The 17319-nt window shown below is 65.2% G+C and carries 13 protein-coding genes and 1 pseudogene; 4 read left to right on the top strand and 10 right to left on the bottom strand.

Annotated features, from left to right (window positions below):
• Nucleotides 1–543 (bottom strand): annotated as a pseudogene (locus tag IVB31_RS33105) (flagellin); the annotation flags it as partial.
• A 317-nt stretch (nt 544–860) separates the two neighbouring features.
• Here IVB31_RS33105 and flbT point away from each other — a divergent pair.
• Nucleotides 861–1313 (top strand): flagellar biosynthesis repressor FlbT, encoded by a 453-nt coding sequence (gene flbT, locus IVB31_RS33110; protein ID WP_247332463.1) that lies wholly within the window; start codon nt 861–863, stop codon nt 1311–1313.
• Between the two features lie 118 nt (nt 1314–1431).
• Here the strand turns inward: flbT and IVB31_RS33115 are convergent, their stop codons facing one another.
• The 9 genes from IVB31_RS33115 to IVB31_RS33155 form a co-directional block, all read right to left on the bottom strand.
• On the bottom strand, nt 1432–2931 hold the full coding sequence (locus IVB31_RS33115) for an aspartate aminotransferase family protein (RefSeq protein ID WP_247332465.1): 1500 nt from the start codon (nt 2929–2931) through the stop codon (nt 1432–1434).
• Complete coding sequence (locus IVB31_RS33120; protein WP_247332468.1) at nt 2928–4181, bottom strand: hypothetical protein; 1254 nt, start codon at nt 4179–4181, stop codon at nt 2928–2930. The genes IVB31_RS33115 and IVB31_RS33120 overlap by 4 nt, the downstream gene beginning before the upstream one ends.
• A gap of 1 nt (nt 4182) precedes the next feature.
• Nucleotides 4183–5832, bottom strand: a complete 1650-nt coding sequence (locus IVB31_RS33125; RefSeq protein ID WP_247332470.1) for a hypothetical protein — start codon at nt 5830–5832, stop codon at nt 4183–4185.
• On the bottom strand, nt 5822–6610 hold the full coding sequence (locus IVB31_RS33130) for a hypothetical protein (RefSeq protein ID WP_247332472.1): 789 nt from the start codon (nt 6608–6610) through the stop codon (nt 5822–5824). Before IVB31_RS33130 ends, IVB31_RS33125 begins: the two co-directional genes overlap by 11 nt.
• 71 nt (nt 6611–6681) lie before the next feature.
• Nucleotides 6682–8565: a flagellar protein gene (locus tag IVB31_RS33135; RefSeq protein WP_247332474.1), complete on the bottom strand. Its 1884-nt coding sequence runs from the start codon at nt 8563–8565 to the stop codon at nt 6682–6684.
• A 21-nt stretch (nt 8566–8586) separates the two neighbouring features.
• A complete protein-coding gene (gene flgK / locus IVB31_RS33140) occupies nt 8587–10470 on the bottom strand; it encodes a flagellar hook-associated protein FlgK (RefSeq protein WP_247332476.1) in 1884 nt (627 codons plus the stop codon).
• A gap of 35 nt (nt 10471–10505) precedes the next feature.
• Nucleotides 10506–12758: a flagellar hook-basal body complex protein gene (locus IVB31_RS33145; RefSeq protein WP_247332478.1), complete on the bottom strand. Its 2253-nt coding sequence runs from the start codon at nt 12756–12758 to the stop codon at nt 10506–10508.
• A 236-nt stretch (nt 12759–12994) separates the two neighbouring features.
• Nucleotides 12995–13507: a peptide-methionine (R)-S-oxide reductase MsrB gene (gene msrB, locus IVB31_RS33150; protein WP_247332480.1), complete on the bottom strand. Its 513-nt coding sequence runs from the start codon at nt 13505–13507 to the stop codon at nt 12995–12997.
• 86 nt (nt 13508–13593) lie between these two features.
• On the bottom strand, nt 13594–15051 hold the full coding sequence (locus IVB31_RS33155; protein WP_247332482.1) for an FAD-binding oxidoreductase: 1458 nt from the start codon (nt 15049–15051) through the stop codon (nt 13594–13596).
• 175 nt (nt 15052–15226) lie between these two features.
• Between IVB31_RS33155 and IVB31_RS33160 the strand changes: the two genes are divergently transcribed.
• The 3 genes from IVB31_RS33160 to IVB31_RS33170 all read left to right on the top strand — a co-directional run bounded on the left by IVB31_RS33160 (nt 15227) and on the right by IVB31_RS33170 (nt 16778).
• Nucleotides 15227–15760, top strand: coding sequence for a histidine phosphatase family protein (locus IVB31_RS33160; protein ID WP_247332484.1), 534 nt, complete (start codon nt 15227–15229; stop codon nt 15758–15760).
• Between the two features lie 114 nt (nt 15761–15874).
• Complete coding sequence (locus IVB31_RS33165; protein WP_247332489.1) at nt 15875–16300, top strand: universal stress protein; 426 nt, start codon at nt 15875–15877, stop codon at nt 16298–16300.
• A gap of 16 nt (nt 16301–16316) precedes the next feature.
• Complete coding sequence (locus IVB31_RS33170) at nt 16317–16778, top strand: hypothetical protein (protein WP_247332491.1); 462 nt, start codon at nt 16317–16319, stop codon at nt 16776–16778.
• The last annotated feature ends 541 nt before the right edge of the window (nt 16779–17319 follow it).

Raw genomic sequence — 17319 nt, forward strand, 5'->3', positions numbered from 1 at the left:
GGTACCGGTCAGGGCCGTGGTGCCGCCGGCACCGGTCGTTGCCGTCGTGCCGGTGAAGGAGCCGAGGGTGGCGCCGAGGGTGGTGGCGCCGCTTGCCGCGGTCGTACCACCGGCCGTGCCGTTATACACAACGTTGCTGTTCGCCGTCGCGCTCGCGAAGCTCGTCGTGCCGCGCAAATCGGCCGCCGTCGCGCCCGCGATCGTGGCAGAGACGTTCGACTTGGTGGAATAGCCGACGGTGGTCTGCAGCGCCTGGTTGGCGATCGACTTCGCGCTGTCGATCAGCTTCTGCAGCGAGGTGATGCCGGTGTTGGCGGCCTGCAGCACCTGCACGCCGTTGGCAATGCCATCGAGCAGGTTGTTGATGTCGCTGGCGCGGTTGTCGAGCGACTGCGCCGTGAAGAAGTTGGTGGGATTGTCCAGGGCCGAGTTGACGCTCTTGCCGGTCGACAGACGGTTCTGCGTGGTGGCGAGAAGATCGGCGGTGGACTGGAGGGAGAGGAGGTTCTGGCGAACCGAGGAGGAGAGGACGATACCGGACATTGAGTGTTACCTTTCTGGTAAACGCTACTGTTACGCGTCTGCTTGGTTCTTGATTGACCCAGCGACCCGCGGACCGTGGGGCGGAGTCCTCTAACGAAACATGAAATGAATTCGGTGCTTTCGCTGAGTCGGCGCGCGATTCGACCGATATGCACACAAGCGACGCTGCGCCGCCGGGCGATTTCGACGTTGATATAATTGAGCTTTTCCGCGGCCTGGGCGGGGATTTACAACTCGTTAACTAGTCTTGATGGAGTATTGCGCTCTGACCCGCCGCAACACACGCTCGGTTACGAAAGCGTTGATGGAGAACAGGCATGGCCCTCAAGGTCGAGCTCAGACCGCACGAACGCATCATCGTCGGTAACTGCGTGATAACCAACACCGACCAGCGCGCCCGCCTCCTGATCGACGGCGACAACGTGCCGATCCTGCGGGAGCGCGACATCCTCACGCCGGAGACCGCCGACACGCCCGCCAAGCTCGTCTATCTGGCGGTCCAGCTCATGTACATCTCGCCGGACCCGCAGACCCAGCACGGCACCTATTTCAACCTGGTGCGCGACATCGTCACCGCGGTGCCGAGCTCCTGGCCGATCATCGAGGGCATCAACAACAACATCCTCAACGGCGACCTCTACCGGGCCCTGAAGGACGCGCGCAAGCTGATCGCCTATGAAGAGAAGCTGCGCGGCCAGTTCGAGGCGACGCATCCCAAGAACGACGCAAAGGCCGAAGCGGACAAGGACGACGTCAGCACCGCCGCCTGATCATACGCGTTCGCGCGGCCAAGCCGCGCGAACGACCAGGCACGAACGACCAAACGCACGAACAACAACGGCCCCGGATCGCCTCCGGGGCCGCTGTCGTTTCAGGCCTGCATCAACGCTACTGCGCCGCGAGCGGCGGCGCCTCGACCTCGATCACGGCGTCGCGGCTCCGCCGTCCGCCGAACTCCAGCACGGCCGCGACAAGCGCGTCGATGTCGCTCTCGTCGGTGCGGTGATTGACGATGGCGGCGCGGATCGCAAACTTGCTGTCCAGCGTCGTGCCCGACGGCGCGCCGACGCCGGACTCCTGGATGTCGGCGACGATCTCGCGATTGAGCTCATCGGAGGCGCGGTAGCGGAAGCAGACGATGTTGAGATTGACCGGTGCGAGCAATTCGAGCCGCGGCTCGGCGAGCACGCGCGTCTCCAGATATTTTGCGATCGCACAGCTTCGCGCGATCACCGCGCCCAGCCGATCGGTGCCGAACGTCTTCAGCGTGAACCAGGTCTTCAGCGCGCGGAAGCCGCGCGACAGATCGGGGCCGAGATCACAGGGCCAGACCGTGCCCGCCGCAAGCCCCCTCGCCTCGCGCTGCAGATAGGCCGCCGGCTGCGCGAAGGCCTGCCGGTGTTGCTCGCCATTGCGGACCAACAGGAAGCCGGCGTCGTAGGGCACCTGCCCCCATTTGTGGAAATCGAGCGCGATGGAATCCGCAAGCTCGATGCCGCGGAGCAGCGGCGCGAGCTCGGGCGACAGGATCGCAAGCGCACCGAAGGCGCCATCGACGTGAAACCAGATTCCTTCCTCGCGGCACAACTCCGCGATCGCCTTGAGATCGTCGATCGCGCCGATATCGACCGTACCGGCGGATGCGACGACCAGGAACGGCTTGAAGCCGACCTCGCGATCGATTGCGATCTGCGCACGCAGCGCGGCGATTTCGATGCGATGATCGGCATCGACGCCGATCTTGCGCAGCGCATCGGTGCCGAGCCCGGCGATGTCCATTGCCCTCGAGACGCAACCATGCGCGGCCTGCGACGTATAGGCGGTGAGCAGTGCACCGTCATTGCCGATGCCGTACTGCCGCGCCAGTGTGCCGAGCGCACGCGTACGAGCCACCAGCACCGCCATCAGATTGGCCATCGACGTGCCCGTGACGAAGATGCCGCTCGCGCTTTCCGGAAAATCAAACAGGCGGCGCATCCAATCGACGATCTGGCGCTCGACCTCGATCGGCATGTGATCGCGGCCACCGAGATTGGCGTTGAGGCCTGCCGCGAGCATTTCTGCGACCATGCCGACCGCGGTGCCGCCGCCATGCACCCAGCCCATGAAACCGGGGTGGACGTTGCCGGTCGCATAGGGCGCGACATGCTCGGCGAATTCGCGATAGACCTCGGCGAGGTCGCTTGCCTCGCGCGGCACGTCGGCCTTGAAGGCCGCGCGGACGCCATCGGGGATCGGCTGCCACACCGGACGCGCGCGAACGTTGGCGATGCCGTCGATTGCCTCGTCCAGCATGCGATGGGCGAGCGCGCGAAATTCGCTCCAGTCCTGCGGATCGAGCGAGGTGTGCGTGACGGAGCCTTGCGTGTTGCGGATGATCTCGTTCATGCTGCACTCTCCTCGCTTGCTCTTGCATGCCGCGACAGCATCGCCGTGAATGCCGCAAAGATCTTGCGCATCTGCGGTGGCTTGTAAGGAAACACGGACGGCGGATCCATGTTGTGCACGACGGCGGTGTTGTCGGCTTCGAAGACCAGAAGCTCGCCGTTCCGGTTCTCGGCGCAATCGACGATGAAATAATCGAGGCCGACGCGCTTGCTCATCTCGTCGAGCGCGCTCTTGTGGCGCGCGGCGAAAGCATGGTCGAAGTCGAGCATGAAACCGGCTTCCTCTGCCCGCTTCTCCTCGCTGAACGCCATGTAGGCGTTGAGATACCAGATGTCCCAGCGGTCGGCGATCGCCATGTGACAGGCATAGGGTTTGCCGTCGACCATGGCGAGACGATATTTGCGGTAGAGCCCGTCGGCATTCGCATAGTTGACGAAGCGCGCGACGAAGAAGTCCTGCTCTTGCCGCTCGGCAAGATAGGCGGCAAGTGCCGGGGCATCGTCGATCTTCGCGAGCCCGACGCCCGCATGCGTGCCGCGCGGCCGTGCGATCATCGGAAAATGCAGTTCGTCCGTGATGTCCTCGCAAGCGATCCGCCCCTGCGCAAGATCCGACAGTTGCGCCCGCGAGGCGTGAACGGTCGCGGGAATGTCGAGACCGGGGATATCAGCCAGCAGCCGATACAGCTTGTCGCGATCGAGATTGCCGATGAGGCCGGGACGATTGAGCAGGGGTCGCGGCCATTGCGACGCGGCCTGTTCGATGACGGCGAGTGCTTCCCGGCATTCCTCGGAATCGGACGCGACCACGATGGCGACGTCGTGATCGGGCAATGTCTCCGGCAGGCCGATGCCCTTGACCACGTAAAGCGTCAGCAACTCGATGTCGGAGCCCTCGAGCAGGAATTCGATCGGAGTGTTGCCGCCCATGTCGATATCGGCCGCGAGCGCAAGCACGCGCAGGCGGGGTTTCGGAACCGCACAAGGCGTGCGAAACAATTGGTGGAAAGAGAGCACCTCGGTCTGGATCACGAGCCCGGCTTCCTTCTCGCCGAGAAGCTGGGCAATCAGCGACAGATCGAGTCCCTCGCCCGCCTGCGCGGTGCCCTCGGCGATCTTGGTGAGGAGATGGTCTTGCAACGGACGCAGATCGGCGCCCTCGAAGGCCCGGCGCGTCAACTGCGCAAAACCCATGCGGTCGGAGGTGTGCGGCGCGGTCATGCCGATCGGCCGGGAAACTGGATGTTGCATCTCAAACCTCGTACGCGGGCTTTTCCGGCACGACCGCGGCTGCGCCGCGGTCAAGCAATAGCTCGATCTTCACCAGGACATGGGCGATGCGATCGAGAATGTGCTGCACATGGGTTTGCGCCTGCACTGCATCCGGCGACCACGCCTCGGTCACGAGGCGTGCGCCGACGCAGAGCCGCAACACGGCCTGCGGCGCATCGTCCTGCCGCTCCAGCCGGACCGGCTGGCCGATCAGGCAGCGCTGCACCGCGACCTGCCGGTCCGCCGCGCTGCCGCTGATATCGCTATTCATGTCACGCGCCAGCCCCCGATGCACGGCAGCAGTCTCGGCGATCGAGACCGGTTTGCCACCGCGCAGCAGCGTGAACGGAAAGATCGTGGCTTGCGCGAATTCCTCGTCGTCCGCGCCGGGCTTCTCGATCGCGGCTGGAATAGCGCGGAGCAACGGCGACAACGCGATCATGCTGTCGATACCGGCGGCAAGCTCGGCCAGCATCTTGGCGCGGAAAGCCCCCGGTACGGAATAGTAGCTGCCGATTTCGGCCAACGCCGCCTCCCAGCGCAGCCATTGGCCGAAATTCGGCCGGCGCTCGAAGCGCGAGCGTAGCGCCGTCCAGGCCATCGGCCAGTCGCAGCGGCCGGCATAGTCGAAGATGCCAGGCGCGATCCCGCCGAGCCGATCGACCGCGCGCGAGAATCCCTTGGGCATCAGCAGCGCACCACTGAAGGCGGGTCCGCCGAAAAATTTCGAGCCGGTCATCAGCACCATATAGCCACGATCGAGATAGGCCCGCAGCCGCCGGCGGCCGAGCCGCGCCTGACAGGCATCGACGACGATCTGAACCTTGCGCGGCCAGCGTCGCGCGATCTCATCGAGACAGGCCTCGCTTGGGGCACGCCAACCGAGTTTTGACGAATCCATGATCTGCAACAAAACGTGCCGACCTTGCGCGAGGCTGGTCTCGATTGCACGCATTATGGCGGCATCCGCATCCGCGCGCATCGCAATGCCGGCCGCCATGTTGATCAGCGGCACCGCGATGCTGTCGCCGGCGAGCCCCGTCACCGCGCCGTCCTTGCGCACGGCAATGCCGCCGGCCGTCATCGTGCTGAAATGGTGGCCGCGTGCGGTATGCGGCGTCCCGCTTCCGGTCTGATCGGCGCCGACCACGATCGTCACTGGGGGCGCGCCGAGCACCGCGCGCGCCAGAAACAGCGCGTGGAGCTGGGAGTCCGTACCGGAGGGCGAGAACACGATGTCGACGCGCGGCGAGAGCTGAAAATGGCCGCGCAGCTCCTGGCGCATGTCCTCGCAGCGCGCGTCGAAGGCGATCTCGACCTCGTCGAACAGGCACTTGTGCATCAGTTCTTCGCGCGCCAGCGCGGCACGTTCATAGGCCGCTTGCGAGATCGTCGAGGCGGTCGAGGAGGCGAAATTCCAGAGCTCCGGCTCCGGCGAGGCCGCACAGCCATAGGCGTTGACGCGGTCGTTCGGGTCGAGCGCAAGCCGCAGATCTCCGCCGGCGACGAGCAGCGTGTCCAGCGGCGTGAAGAGATCGCGCAGGCGGTAGCGCGAGCCACCTTCGGAGGCGCGCTCGGTGGCAGACAGACGGGATGCGCCGGCGCTCATCCCGGAAGGCTCACGCCGCATCGGCCGCCGCCGCCGCCGCGGGCGCCGGCGCGAATTGCGAGGCGATGTCGCCGTGGAATACCGACGGCCCGACATGATCGAGCGAGCTCTGGATGTCGGCCCAGATCTCGCCGCCGATGTCGGTCCAGCGCTTGCAGAAGGCGAAGTCCTCGGAGAGATAGGTGCCGGTCGCCGGATCGATCATGCATTCGAACAGGGCGAACCGGTTCGGGCTCGCCACCAGCGTATCGTGCGAATGCTCGCGGAAGAACTGCAGCTTCGCGTAGTCCGGATGGCGGCACATCGCCTCCAGCACGTGGCGCCGGATCATCAGGAAACCGGTGCCGGCGTAGCGCACGCGGGTAAAGCCGTTGACCACCACGATGCGGTCGGGGTCCTCGATCTCGAGCACGTAGTCGAGCGATGCGGCCGGCACATCGGCGCGGCCGGACTGGATCGCCCGCGCGGCCTTGTCCCAGTTGATCCGCTTGATCGGATAGCAGCCGGCGACGACGTCCGCGCCGCACTCGATCAGCCGGAACACCTGCTCCGGCTTGAAGCCGATGTCGGCATCGATGAACAGGAAATGCGTCGCATCGGGATCGTCCAGGAACATCGCGGCCAGATTGGCCCGCGCGCGCGTGATCAGCGCGTCGCCGTCCCGCAGCAGCACCTTGAGCTCGATATTGGCCATGCCGTGCACGGCGCGCTGGAGCGCGAAGATCGAGCTCGCATAGATGCTCGTCACCTGCCCGCCGAAACATGGCGTGGCCACCACCAGTTTCATCTTGTCCGACATCGACAGCTCCGCCCCGCTCCAATCCTCACCAAGAGGTAAAGAGGCATGGTTAACGGCGCCTTAACGCTCCCTTACAGGAACTTGACGAGCGAGAGCTGCGAGAGGTTCGAGGTCACCTGGTAGGACGCCTGGAGCGCGTTCTGGAGCGACAGGATCTCGCTCGCGACCTGATCCGGCGCGGCTGATTCCGCCTGGTCGATGATGGTCTGGAGCTGCGCCTTGGCCTGGGTCTGGCGCGAGCTCGCGTCCTTCATCGTGTTCTGGGACATCGCGAGGTCGGTCTGGATGTCCTCGATGCGCTGCTGTCCGGGCTGCTTGGTCAGCGACTGCGTCACCCGCAGGCTCAGCGCGGCGACCTGCCCGCCCGAATATTGCCCGGTCGGCGAGGTCGAGAACGTCCCGAACACGGCGATCGCCTGCAACTGCTGGCGGATCGCGTCCTCGTCCGCCTGCGCGCCATACTGCACCGTGACGGAATCATCGACCCGCGCCATCGCGGTGGAGCGCGGCGAGCCGGGCCCGTCATTGCCCTGGTACCATTTCACCGTGGTGGCCGAACCGTTGACCAGCGTGGTCGCCGAGCTTGCGGGCGACGAGCCGACGCGCAGCGGCGGTTGCGTGGCGGTCACGGGTGTCGAACCGAAGCCCAGCGAACCCAGCGCTCCCGTATTCGAACTCGTGACGTTCAGGCTCGCCGCATCGTCGGTGTTGATCGTGATCGAGCCGCCATGGACCGTCGAGGGCTTCGACGTGCCGGTGATCTGGTCGATCTTGCTCAGCAGCGTCTGGATGCTGTCGCCGACATTGAGCTGGTTGCCGGTCGCGCCCGAACTGACGAAGGAGAGCGTGGTGCCGTTGACGGTGATGGAGTCGCCGGCGACGAAGCCCGGCGAAATCGAGTCCGAAGGGCTCGTTCCGGACAACGCCGTCGCGCCGGTCACGGGCGCCGGCGTCGCCGCCTGGTTGTTGACGGGCGTGCCGATCGCAGAGCTCGCGGTGTTGAAGAAATTGTCGCCGGCGACGATCGCGGACGCGGCCACCAGCGAGGTGTTGGCAAGCTTCTTGATCGCGGTGTCGAGCGCGGTGTTGAGATTGGTCGCGGTGTTGGTCGGGTTGACCGGGACGCTGGCATCGATCGCAAAGCTGCCGAGCGGGGTCGGCGTCGCGCTCGACGCGGTCAGGTCGATCTGCTCGGTCGTACCGTCCGGCAGGGTAAACTTGACGCTCAGCTTGTCGCCGTTGTTCGGATTGACGCCGTTGAGATCGACCGAGAACGACACCGGCGAGCCGCTCGGGCCGGTGACTGTCGCTCCCGTCAGCGTCGAGGAGACCGCGCTGATCTTCAGCCCGAACGGCGATCCGGGCGCGTCCTCCGACACCTGCACAGAACTCGGCGTCGGTTGCGTCTGCACCAGACGGCCCTTGCCGTTGGCGCCGAGATCGGCGGCCTGGCGCTCCGCCAGCACGGTCTTGAAGCCCGCCTGCGTCGTGGTGCCGTTGATGATGTCGCCGGCATCCGCGACCGACTGCGTGTTGACGGCGGTTCCGGAGAACAGATAGCGGTTGCCCGACTGCGTGTTGAGAACGCCGACCATCGAGCCGAACTGGGCGGCGGCGGTGTTCTGCGCGATGGTCTGGCCGTTGACGTTGAGATCCTGCGCGGTGTTGGCCGAGCCCGTCTGCACCGTGCTGCGGATCGTGGTCAGTGCCTGCAGCGCGGTATTGGCGAGATTGATGTTCACGTTCACGTTGGTGATCGTGTCGGTATAGGCCGCGATGTTGGAGAGCTGCGAACGCCCGGCGATCGCAAAGCCCTCGTTGGTCCCCATCCCGGAATAGTTCTGCGACAGCTTGCCGGTCGAGAGCTGCGTCGATAGGTCGGTGAGCTGCTGGTTGATGTTGCGGATCTGCGAGCCGAGAACCGACGAGGAGTAGTTGATGCTGCTGATCGACATGTTTCAGAGCCCTGTTACTTGTTACACTTGAGCCTGGAGCAACGTATTCATCATGCTCTGCACCACCGACATGACGTGGGCGTTGGCGGCATAGGCATTCTGGAGCTGGATCAGGTTCGACATCTCCGAGTCCAGGTTGACGCTGGAGGTCGAGTTGAACTTGGCCTGCAGCGTCGAGACCACGACGCTCTGGCCCTGCTGGAGCTGGGTCGCCTGGGTCGCGGCATTGCCCTGAACGCTCAGGAACTGCTGCAGATAGTTCGAGACGCTGCCGGTGAAGGGCTGGCTCGCCGAGCCGAGACCGCTCTGCGGCGAATAGGAGAACACCGCCTGGGTGAGCTGCGAATAGAGAAAGTCCGAGCGCGTGGTGTCGCCCGCGGGCGTGACCGGCGAGGTGTTGTAGACCGACAGCCTGGTCGGGTCGGCGGTCAGTTGCGTGTTCACGGCGATGCGCCCGGCAAGGCCGGTCATCTGCGAACCCGATGCCGTGATCGCGCCGGTGTAGAGCGCCTGCCCGCCGTCGGTGAACAGCGGCAGTTGCGGATTGCCCGAGGTCAGCGACGAGATCGTCTTGGTGATCGAGGCCGAATTGACCTTGGCGAGGCCGGAGCTGTCGTCCGTGATGCGCAGCGTCGTGGCCGTCGCCGGGGACGGTGCGGCGGCAAATGACAGATGCGAGGAGGAAAGCGCGGTGTTGAGCGCCGAGGCGATCGCGCCCATGCCGCCGGCGAAGTTCACCCCGATCTGCATCGGGTTGGCGTTGGTCGCATTCTGGAGCGGCAGCGCCGCCGGATCGGTCACGTTGACCAGCGTGATCTGGCGCTGCGTGTTGGTGCTCGTATCCGTGTAGGTGAAATTGGCGGTGTTGCCCGGCTGCGCACCGGCGAGATCGATGTCGAACCCGGCCGGCGGACCGGAGACCGTGCTGCCGGCCGTGGTCTTGTCCGACAGCGCGCTCGACATCGTCGCGGCGAGCTGGTCGATCTGGTTCTGCGCCTGCACCAGCGTCTGGTCGCGCAGCTTGAGATCGGCCGCGATCTGGCCAGAAGAAACCACGCTGTTGGCGACGACGTCGACCTGCGCGCCGTTCGGCAGCTTGATGTTGAACGCGCCCACTCCCGACTTGGCCGGATCGATGTTGTAGAGCGAGGTCGCCGACAGCGCACCCGCCGAAGCAAAGGTGAATTGCGAGGCGAGCCCGGCGCCGACGAGCTGGATGCCGGTGGTGGTGTAGATATTGGCCTGGTTCGACCCGTCGGTGGTGACGTGGACGTCGACATATTTCGACAGATTGTTGATGGCCTGGTCGCGCTGGTCCATCAGCGTCGCAGCCGAGGGATCGTTTGCCGAAAGGCCCTGGAGCTTGGTGTTGATGTCGGCGATCTGCTGCATCGACGCGTTGGCCTGCTGCGCCGAAGTACCGAGATCCTGCTCGACGTTGGAGCGCAGCGACTGAATGCCCTTTGTGGTGAGGTTGAGCTGCTTCGCCAGCGTCTGCGCCGCGCCGAGAGCGACGGTTTGCGCCGACGACGAGCCCGCGCTGGTCGACAGCGCCTGCAACGCCGTCGTGAAATTGTTCAGCGCGGTTTCGAGCGTGCCGCTGTTGCCGGGCGTGCCATAGACATTCTGAAGCTGCTTCAGGATGTTGGCCATCTGATCGGCGTAGCCGCTGCCGCCGGTCTCGGTGCGCAGCTGGTTCTGCACATAGGTGTCGAGCTCGCGGCTGACGCCGGTCGTCATTACCGTCGAGCCGAAGTCACCGGTGGTGACTTCGATCTGGTTCGGCTTCTGGACGACGTAACCCGTCGTCTGCGAGTTGGCGACGTTCGAGGAGACGATCGAGAGCGCGGCCTGGTTGGCACGCAGACCGCTCATCGCACTGGCGAGGGCTGAACTCAAACCCATGTTGACTAGCCGCCTTTGGTTACGTCACGCGCCGATCAGCGCAATACGTTCAGGAGATCCTGCACCATCGTATTCGCCGTCGTGATCACCTTGGTGTTGGCCGAATAGGCCTGCTGGGTCACGATCAGCTTGGTGAATTCGTCGGCGATGTCGGTGTTCGAGCCTTCCAGCGACGAGCCGCTGATCGAACCGGAAGCACCGTCGATGGCGGGGCCCGACTGTTCGGTCGCGGCGTAGGCGCCACCGTCCTGCGCCTTCAGGTAGTTGGTGCCGTTGAAATGCGACAACGATACCTGTGCAAGATCGAGGTTCTGGCCGTTGGAGAAGGTCCCGACCACCAGGCCGTTGTTGTTGACGGCGACCGAGCGGAGCTGACCCGCGGCGTAGCCGTTCTGGGTGATGGTGTTGATGGTCACCGCGCCGCTGGTGCTGGCATATTGCGTCAATCCGCCCGAGGAGATGTTGAAGGAGACCGAGCCCAGCGACTGGCCGCTGACGCTGACGTTGTTGATGGTGATGCCCGAGCCGCTCGGCGAGGTCAGCGAGCCGTCGGCGGCAAAAGTGAAGGCCTGGCCGGTGTTGACCCAACCGACCGTCGTGCCGGTCGCATTCGGGTCGGCCTGGTAAAACATGTTCCAGGTGTCGGCGTGGCCCGGGCCCAGCGAGGCACTGTCGGACTTGGCCCAGCGCAATTGCAGGTTCACCGGCGTGCCGGCGGCATTGTAGGCGGTCACCGCGCCACCGCTGATCGATTCCTTGGTGAAGGTCGCAATGTCGTTGCCGACGACGCCGCCCGTGCCGGCGGTGCCGCCACCGTCACGGTTCTTGGTGATGGTCGAGGTGAAGCCCAGCGCGGCGAACGCCGCACTGTTGGAGCTGGCCACCGACAGATTGGAGACGGTGCCGGTGTTCATCGTGATGACACCACCGGTGCTGACCGAAGACCCCGTCGCACCGGAGAGAACGTCGATCTTGCCGAGCAAGGTCGTGATGTTGTCGGTGATGTTGATCTGGTTCGCGCCCGCCGCGCCTGCCGCCATGAAGGTCAGCGTCTGACCGTCGACCGTGATGGTATCGCCGGCCGCAAAGCCCGACGAGAGCACCTCTGCGCCGCCGGCCGTCGCCGCGCCGCTCAGCACCGTGGAGCCCGAGATCGACGGCGAGGACAGCACGTTGCCGCCGCGCGTTACGCTGCTGATGCCGAGGGCCGTGGCCGCGGTGCCGCTGTTGACCGCCACGTCGGTGCCGGTACCGCTCGCGATCTGGATATTGCCGGTGGCGGAGAGCGTGGCCGTGACACCGGCGCCGCCGGCGGTCTGGATCGCGCTCAGGATGCTGGCCACCGTCGCCGTCGTGCCCGCCCCAAGACCGATCGTGGTGTTGCTGCCGACCGTCGCAACAGTGGTGCCGCCGTTGAAGGTGATCGTATTGCCGTTGATGGTCAGCGTCTGGCCGCTGAGCCCCGCGAGGATGCTCGAGGCGAGATGCGTGCCCACGCTATTGTCGAGCGAAGTGCTGCCCGACGCCACCGCGGACGAGTTATTCTGGAGCGGAACCGTGCCCGTCCCCGTGGTCGACGAGTAGGGCGTGCGGATGTTGCCCGTGGCGGCTGCACCGGAAACTGTCGCGCTGGTATAGGGCGCGGGCGGCGTGCCCACCGGCAGCGGATTGGCCGAAAAGTCGGACGGATTGAGGCCGCCAGCGGCCACCAGGGTGCCGGTCGCCGCAGTCGTGCTCGCGACGGTGTTCGGCTGGGTCGGCAGGTTCGCCGCGTACTGGATCGAGGTGGTCGCCTGCGCCGGGATGAAGTTGTTCTGGAATTTCAGGACTGTCGCGACGTTGCCTTGCGGATTGCCGGTCTTCGGATCGACCGTGACGCCCATCAAATAGTAGCCGGCGCCATTGACCAGATTGCCGTTGGCATTGAGCTGGAAGTCGCCGCGCCTGGTGTAATAGGTGACGCCGCTGAACTGCGGCAAGTTGTCGACGATGCCGGTCGCCTTCTGGATCGAGAAGAAGCCGTCGCCGGTGATCGCCATGTTGGTGGCGACGCTGGAGCCGGAGATCGTGCCCTGCGTCGTGATGGTGGCCTTGGCGTTGGCTGTGACGCCGCCCGCGACCTGCTTGCTCGGGACCGATGAGTCGGGAATGAGATCGACGAAGCTGGTGCCGATGCCTTTGTAAGCGGTGGTGGATGAGTTCGCGATGTTGCCGGAAATGTTCTGCAGCGCGTAGGACTGCGCCTGCAGGCCACCCACCGAGGTGTTCATTGCATCGAAGATACCCATAACTTTGTCTCCAGATCCGATCTCGGCGGCCGGTCGACCATGGCCGCAGTCGGAAGAGACTGTCGCAAGGGCTATGCCAATGCGGGTTTTCTCACGAAATCAATGACTTAAATAGAAATGCCCCGGTCGGATGACCGGGGCACAATTGCCGGGCCGGCAACAATTGCCGGGATCTCATGGCGGTTTCGAGCGAAGTGGCATCCGGTTCGCGTGACGACGCCTCAATCAAAGAGCCTTCACGTCGCCGATGCAGCGGCGGGGTGGAACACCAGCCCGAAACCGTCGATGCAGTAGCGCAATCCGGTCGGCTTCGGACCGTCGTCGAAGACATGACCGAGATGGCCGCCGCAGCGCCGGCAATGCACCTCGGTGCGGAGCATGCCGAAAGTGCGGTCCTCGGTCTTGCCGACATTGCCCTCGATCGGCTGGTAGAAGCTCGGCCAGCCGGTGCCGCTCTCGAATTTGGTGTCGGAGGCAAACAGCGGCAGGTCGCAGCCGGCGCAGGCGAAGACGCCCTTGCGATGCTCCTTGAGCAATGGGCTGGAGCCCGGCCGCTCGGTGCCCTCCTTGCGCAGGATCTCATATTGCTGCGGTGTAAGCTGGGCGCGCCATTCGGCGTCCGTCTTCTCGATTTCGAATTTTTGCATGGCCTTCTCTCCAGCCTCGGCCGGGGATCCTCTCAGCCAGCGGAAGGCCGCAAGGCCGAACAGGCCGGCGACGGTCGTCATCAGGATGCGGCGATCAAACATCTCATTCTCCGTGCGCGGGACGTCCACGCCATGAGATACGGGCTCTAACGGCCGACGTTACACTTTCGGGCGGCGTTTTTCTCGACTTATTGCGAGGCAGTCGTGTCCTGCGCGACGGGTTCCACGTCGTCGACCGCAGGTTTCGGCGGCTGGGCCAGCCGCGGCCTGACGCCCGACGGCGGGCGGCGCGGACCGGTGCCGGCGGCCCGATTGGCCTCCGCCAGCCGCGCCTCCCGTTCCCTGTCCTTGACCCGCGCGCGTTCACGATAGCGGGCGAGCGAGCCCGCTGCGGCGGAACTCGCCCTGCCCCAGATTCCGACCAATTGGCCCGCGACGCGCCCGGTCGCGCCACCCGCCCAGACCAGCTCGAACGGCGAGAACAGCCGCCAGCGCTCGTCGCCCCACAGGATGCTGCGTGCGATCATCTGCCCGGCCATGGCCGACGTGTTCATGCCCTGGCGGCCGAATCCGCTGGCCACCCATAGCCCTTTGCGCAACTGGCCGATCTGCGGCATGCCGTGCACGGTCTGGCCGGTGGCGCCGCCGAACGTTTCGGTGATGTCGACATTGCCGAGTTGGGGGAAGATGGCCCGGACCCGCCGCTTGACGGCGCCCGCAAAGCGTTGCGGTCGCGCCGCCCAAGTGGTCTCCGGGCTCTCCCACATCAGGCGGTCGCCATCGACGATCCGGAAATGATCGACGCCATCGGAATCCATCACCGATCCCTTGAAGGCGATGATCTCGTGCACGCGCTCGCCGAGCGGCGCGGTGATGCCGGCATAGCGCCAGACCGGCAGCAGCGTTTCCGACAGCCGCTTCAAGGGCGCACCGAGATGAATGTTGCCCGCGAGCACGATATGCGTGGCGCGCAGCCGTGCCGAGGGCGTGACGATGCGCTTGCGGATGCCGGAATGATCGATGCTGACGACCGGCGTATCCTCGAAGATGCGCGCTCCCGCACGCCGGGCCAGCGCCGCGAGGCCGTGGACATATTTGCGGCCGTCGACCTGGAAGGCCCTCGGATAATGCACGCCGTGGAAGTAGTGATCGGACTTGAGCACCTCGCGGACGCGCTCGGCCTGCCAGCCCTCGACCTCGGTGTCGAAATCCTCGGTGAGCATCTGCAACCGGCTGATCAGCCGGTCGCCGGCATCGACGTTGGAGACCTCCAGCACGCCGTTGCTCAGGCCGATTCCCGGCATGTTCTCCTCGGTGGCGTTGGCCCGGACGAACTCGGCGCCCTCCTTCGACAGCGTCCACAATTCCCGCGCGTCCTGGAAGCCGATGCGCTCGATCAGCTCGGCGAGCGGCAGCGCGAAGCCCGGCATCACGGTGCCAAGCTGGTTGCCCGAGGCGTTCCAGCCGATATGGCGGCCCTCGAGCACCGCGACGCTGGCCCCGAGCCGGGCCGCCTCCAGCGCGATGGAGAGCCCGGCCAGCCCGGCCCCGATGACGCAGATATCGGCATCGAGGTCGAACGACAGCCGCGTGCGATCGCGAAAGCCGGCTTCTTCCTGGGACACGCTCGTGAAAGTCTCGCTCATATCGTTTTCTTAGAGCATGATCCGGAAAAGTGTGCAGCGGTTTTCCTCGCGACAAACGCAAAAAGCGTTTGCGCGGAGACCATGCTCAAACAATAACCCGGCGGGCGCATGTCACCTTGTCCTGAGCCGGCGCCTGTAGGTTATCCTTTTGGACGTGTAACGATTCGAGAATGCCATGCGCCGTTTGATGCTGCTGCGTCACGCCAAGACCGAGCCCGACGCGCCGAGCGGCCGTGACCAGGATCGCCGCCTCGACGACCGTGGCCACAAGGATGCCGCGCAGATCGGCGACTGGATCGCCGCCCATCCGCCCTTCCCGGAGGCCGTGCTGGTGTCGCACGCCGTCCGCGCCCGGCAGACCTGGGACACCGCCTGGGAAGCGATGAAGGACCGCGTCGCCGCACCGCGGGTCGAGATCCTGCCGGAACTCTATGGCGCCGATCCCGCGCAGATCCTGGAGACCATTCGCACGGCAACGGTCCCGGCCGACCCGAAGCAGTTGCTGCTGGTCGGCCACAATCCCGGCATGCACGAGGCCGCCCTGATGCTGATGGGGGGCGGCGATCCGGCCGGCGCCAAGGCGATCGCCGACAACCTGCCCACCTCGGGGCTTGCGATCTTCGAGTTTGACGTCAAGGATTGGGGGGACGTGGCCTACCGCCGCGGCAAGCTGGTGCTGTTCGTCAGCCCCAAATTGCTTCGAAGCTAAAGTTGCTTCGATAGCGAAAGGCTGCTTCGATCGGAACGAGACGCGCGGGCGCCGTCTCGACCGGTTGATCCAGCCTCGTCACTGGACGACCTGACTGGAAGATTGGAGGCGCAGATGTTCAAGTCCATCCTCGTGCCCATCGACCTCGCCGACACCGATCTGGCCAAGCCGGCGCTTGCGACCGCGGCAACGCTGTCGCAGACCTGGAGCGGCGTGGTGCGCCTGCTCAACGTGCTGCCGATGACGCCGGTGATGCTGGCCGAATACGTGCCGGCCGATTTCGACGAACAGCAGCGCCAAACCTCGGAAGAAGCCCTCGCCATCGTCGCGCGCGAATCCGGCATCGAGGCTTCGCGCATCTCCAGCGTGGTGCGCCAGGGCGGCATCTACCACGAGATCCTGGAGGAAGCCGTGCACATGAAGGCCGAGCTGATCGTGATGACCTCGCACCGGCCGGCGATGCGCACCTATTTCCTCGGCTCCAACGCCGGGCACGTCGTGCGCTACGCAAAATGCTCGGTGCTGGTGGTCAGGCACTGAGCGTCGGAGCAATGTCTTGAAGCAATGGTGGCGGAGATGGACGTACGAGATCCCGCTCGCGATCGGCGATGCTTTATGGGAGGTGCTGGTCGTGCAAGTGGCCGCACTGCTGGACAGGCTGACGGTGCGGAAGGTGATCGCCTTCATCCCCGTCGTGATCCTCGTACTGGCTTACTACCACAGGATCCCGATCCCGCCGGAATTGATGCTGGTCGGCGACTTCCTCGCCTATATCGACATCTTCTCGGTGCTGATCCTGCTTGGCGTGCTTAGCCGCGTCACGACGATGCTGTTCGTCGTTAAACTGGCCGCCGCACGTATCGCCGGGTTCGCGGGCAACGTCGCTGCACACTTGCCGCGCCGGGATGTCCGGCATCGGCGTCAACGCGGCGCAGCGACACGACCTCACCGCAAGCCCGACCGCTCCGAAGACGATCGAGCTCTCGGCGGTGTTTGGGACCAGGCCGCCTTCGCCTGAGCCATATACAAGCCCTTGCGTTGCCCGTCAGGCAAAACACCCAAAAGGTCGGTCAACGCCCGCCTCCGAAAATATTCTTCTTTACCGAATTTCGGAAACGGCTTATCTGTCGCGGCAACCCGGCCCAAGGAAGAGGGGCGTATCGCGATCGTCACGAACGCGGGCCGGGCGGCGGCGGACGTGGGTCACATCGGCGCGAAGGGTTTCGCAGGGCGGGCAACCGTGAGCGAAGGCCTCGCGCACACGACCGGTGTGATCGGCGTACGGCAAAATCGTGTGGTCCTGGCGCCCGGGGTCTGTGCGCCAAGTCTTGTGGTGATGTGTGCTGTCCAACCGGACCGCGCGCATCAGTGATCGGCAAGGCGACGGGGGCAATAGTGCATCGCTCCCCGGGGAGAGCGCGACATAAGCCGTCAAACCGCTGCGCAGGGAAAGGCCGGATGTTTTGGCTTCACCTGTATGCCGCTGTGCAGATTTTTCGTACCACAACTTCGCACAGTGGACCGTGGGTGCCAGCCGGCACCCGGCCTTCCCTGCGCCC

The sequence above is a fragment of the Bradyrhizobium sp. 21 genome (assembly GCF_023073335.1).
Taxonomy (GTDB): Bacteria; Pseudomonadota; Alphaproteobacteria; order Rhizobiales; family Xanthobacteraceae; genus Bradyrhizobium.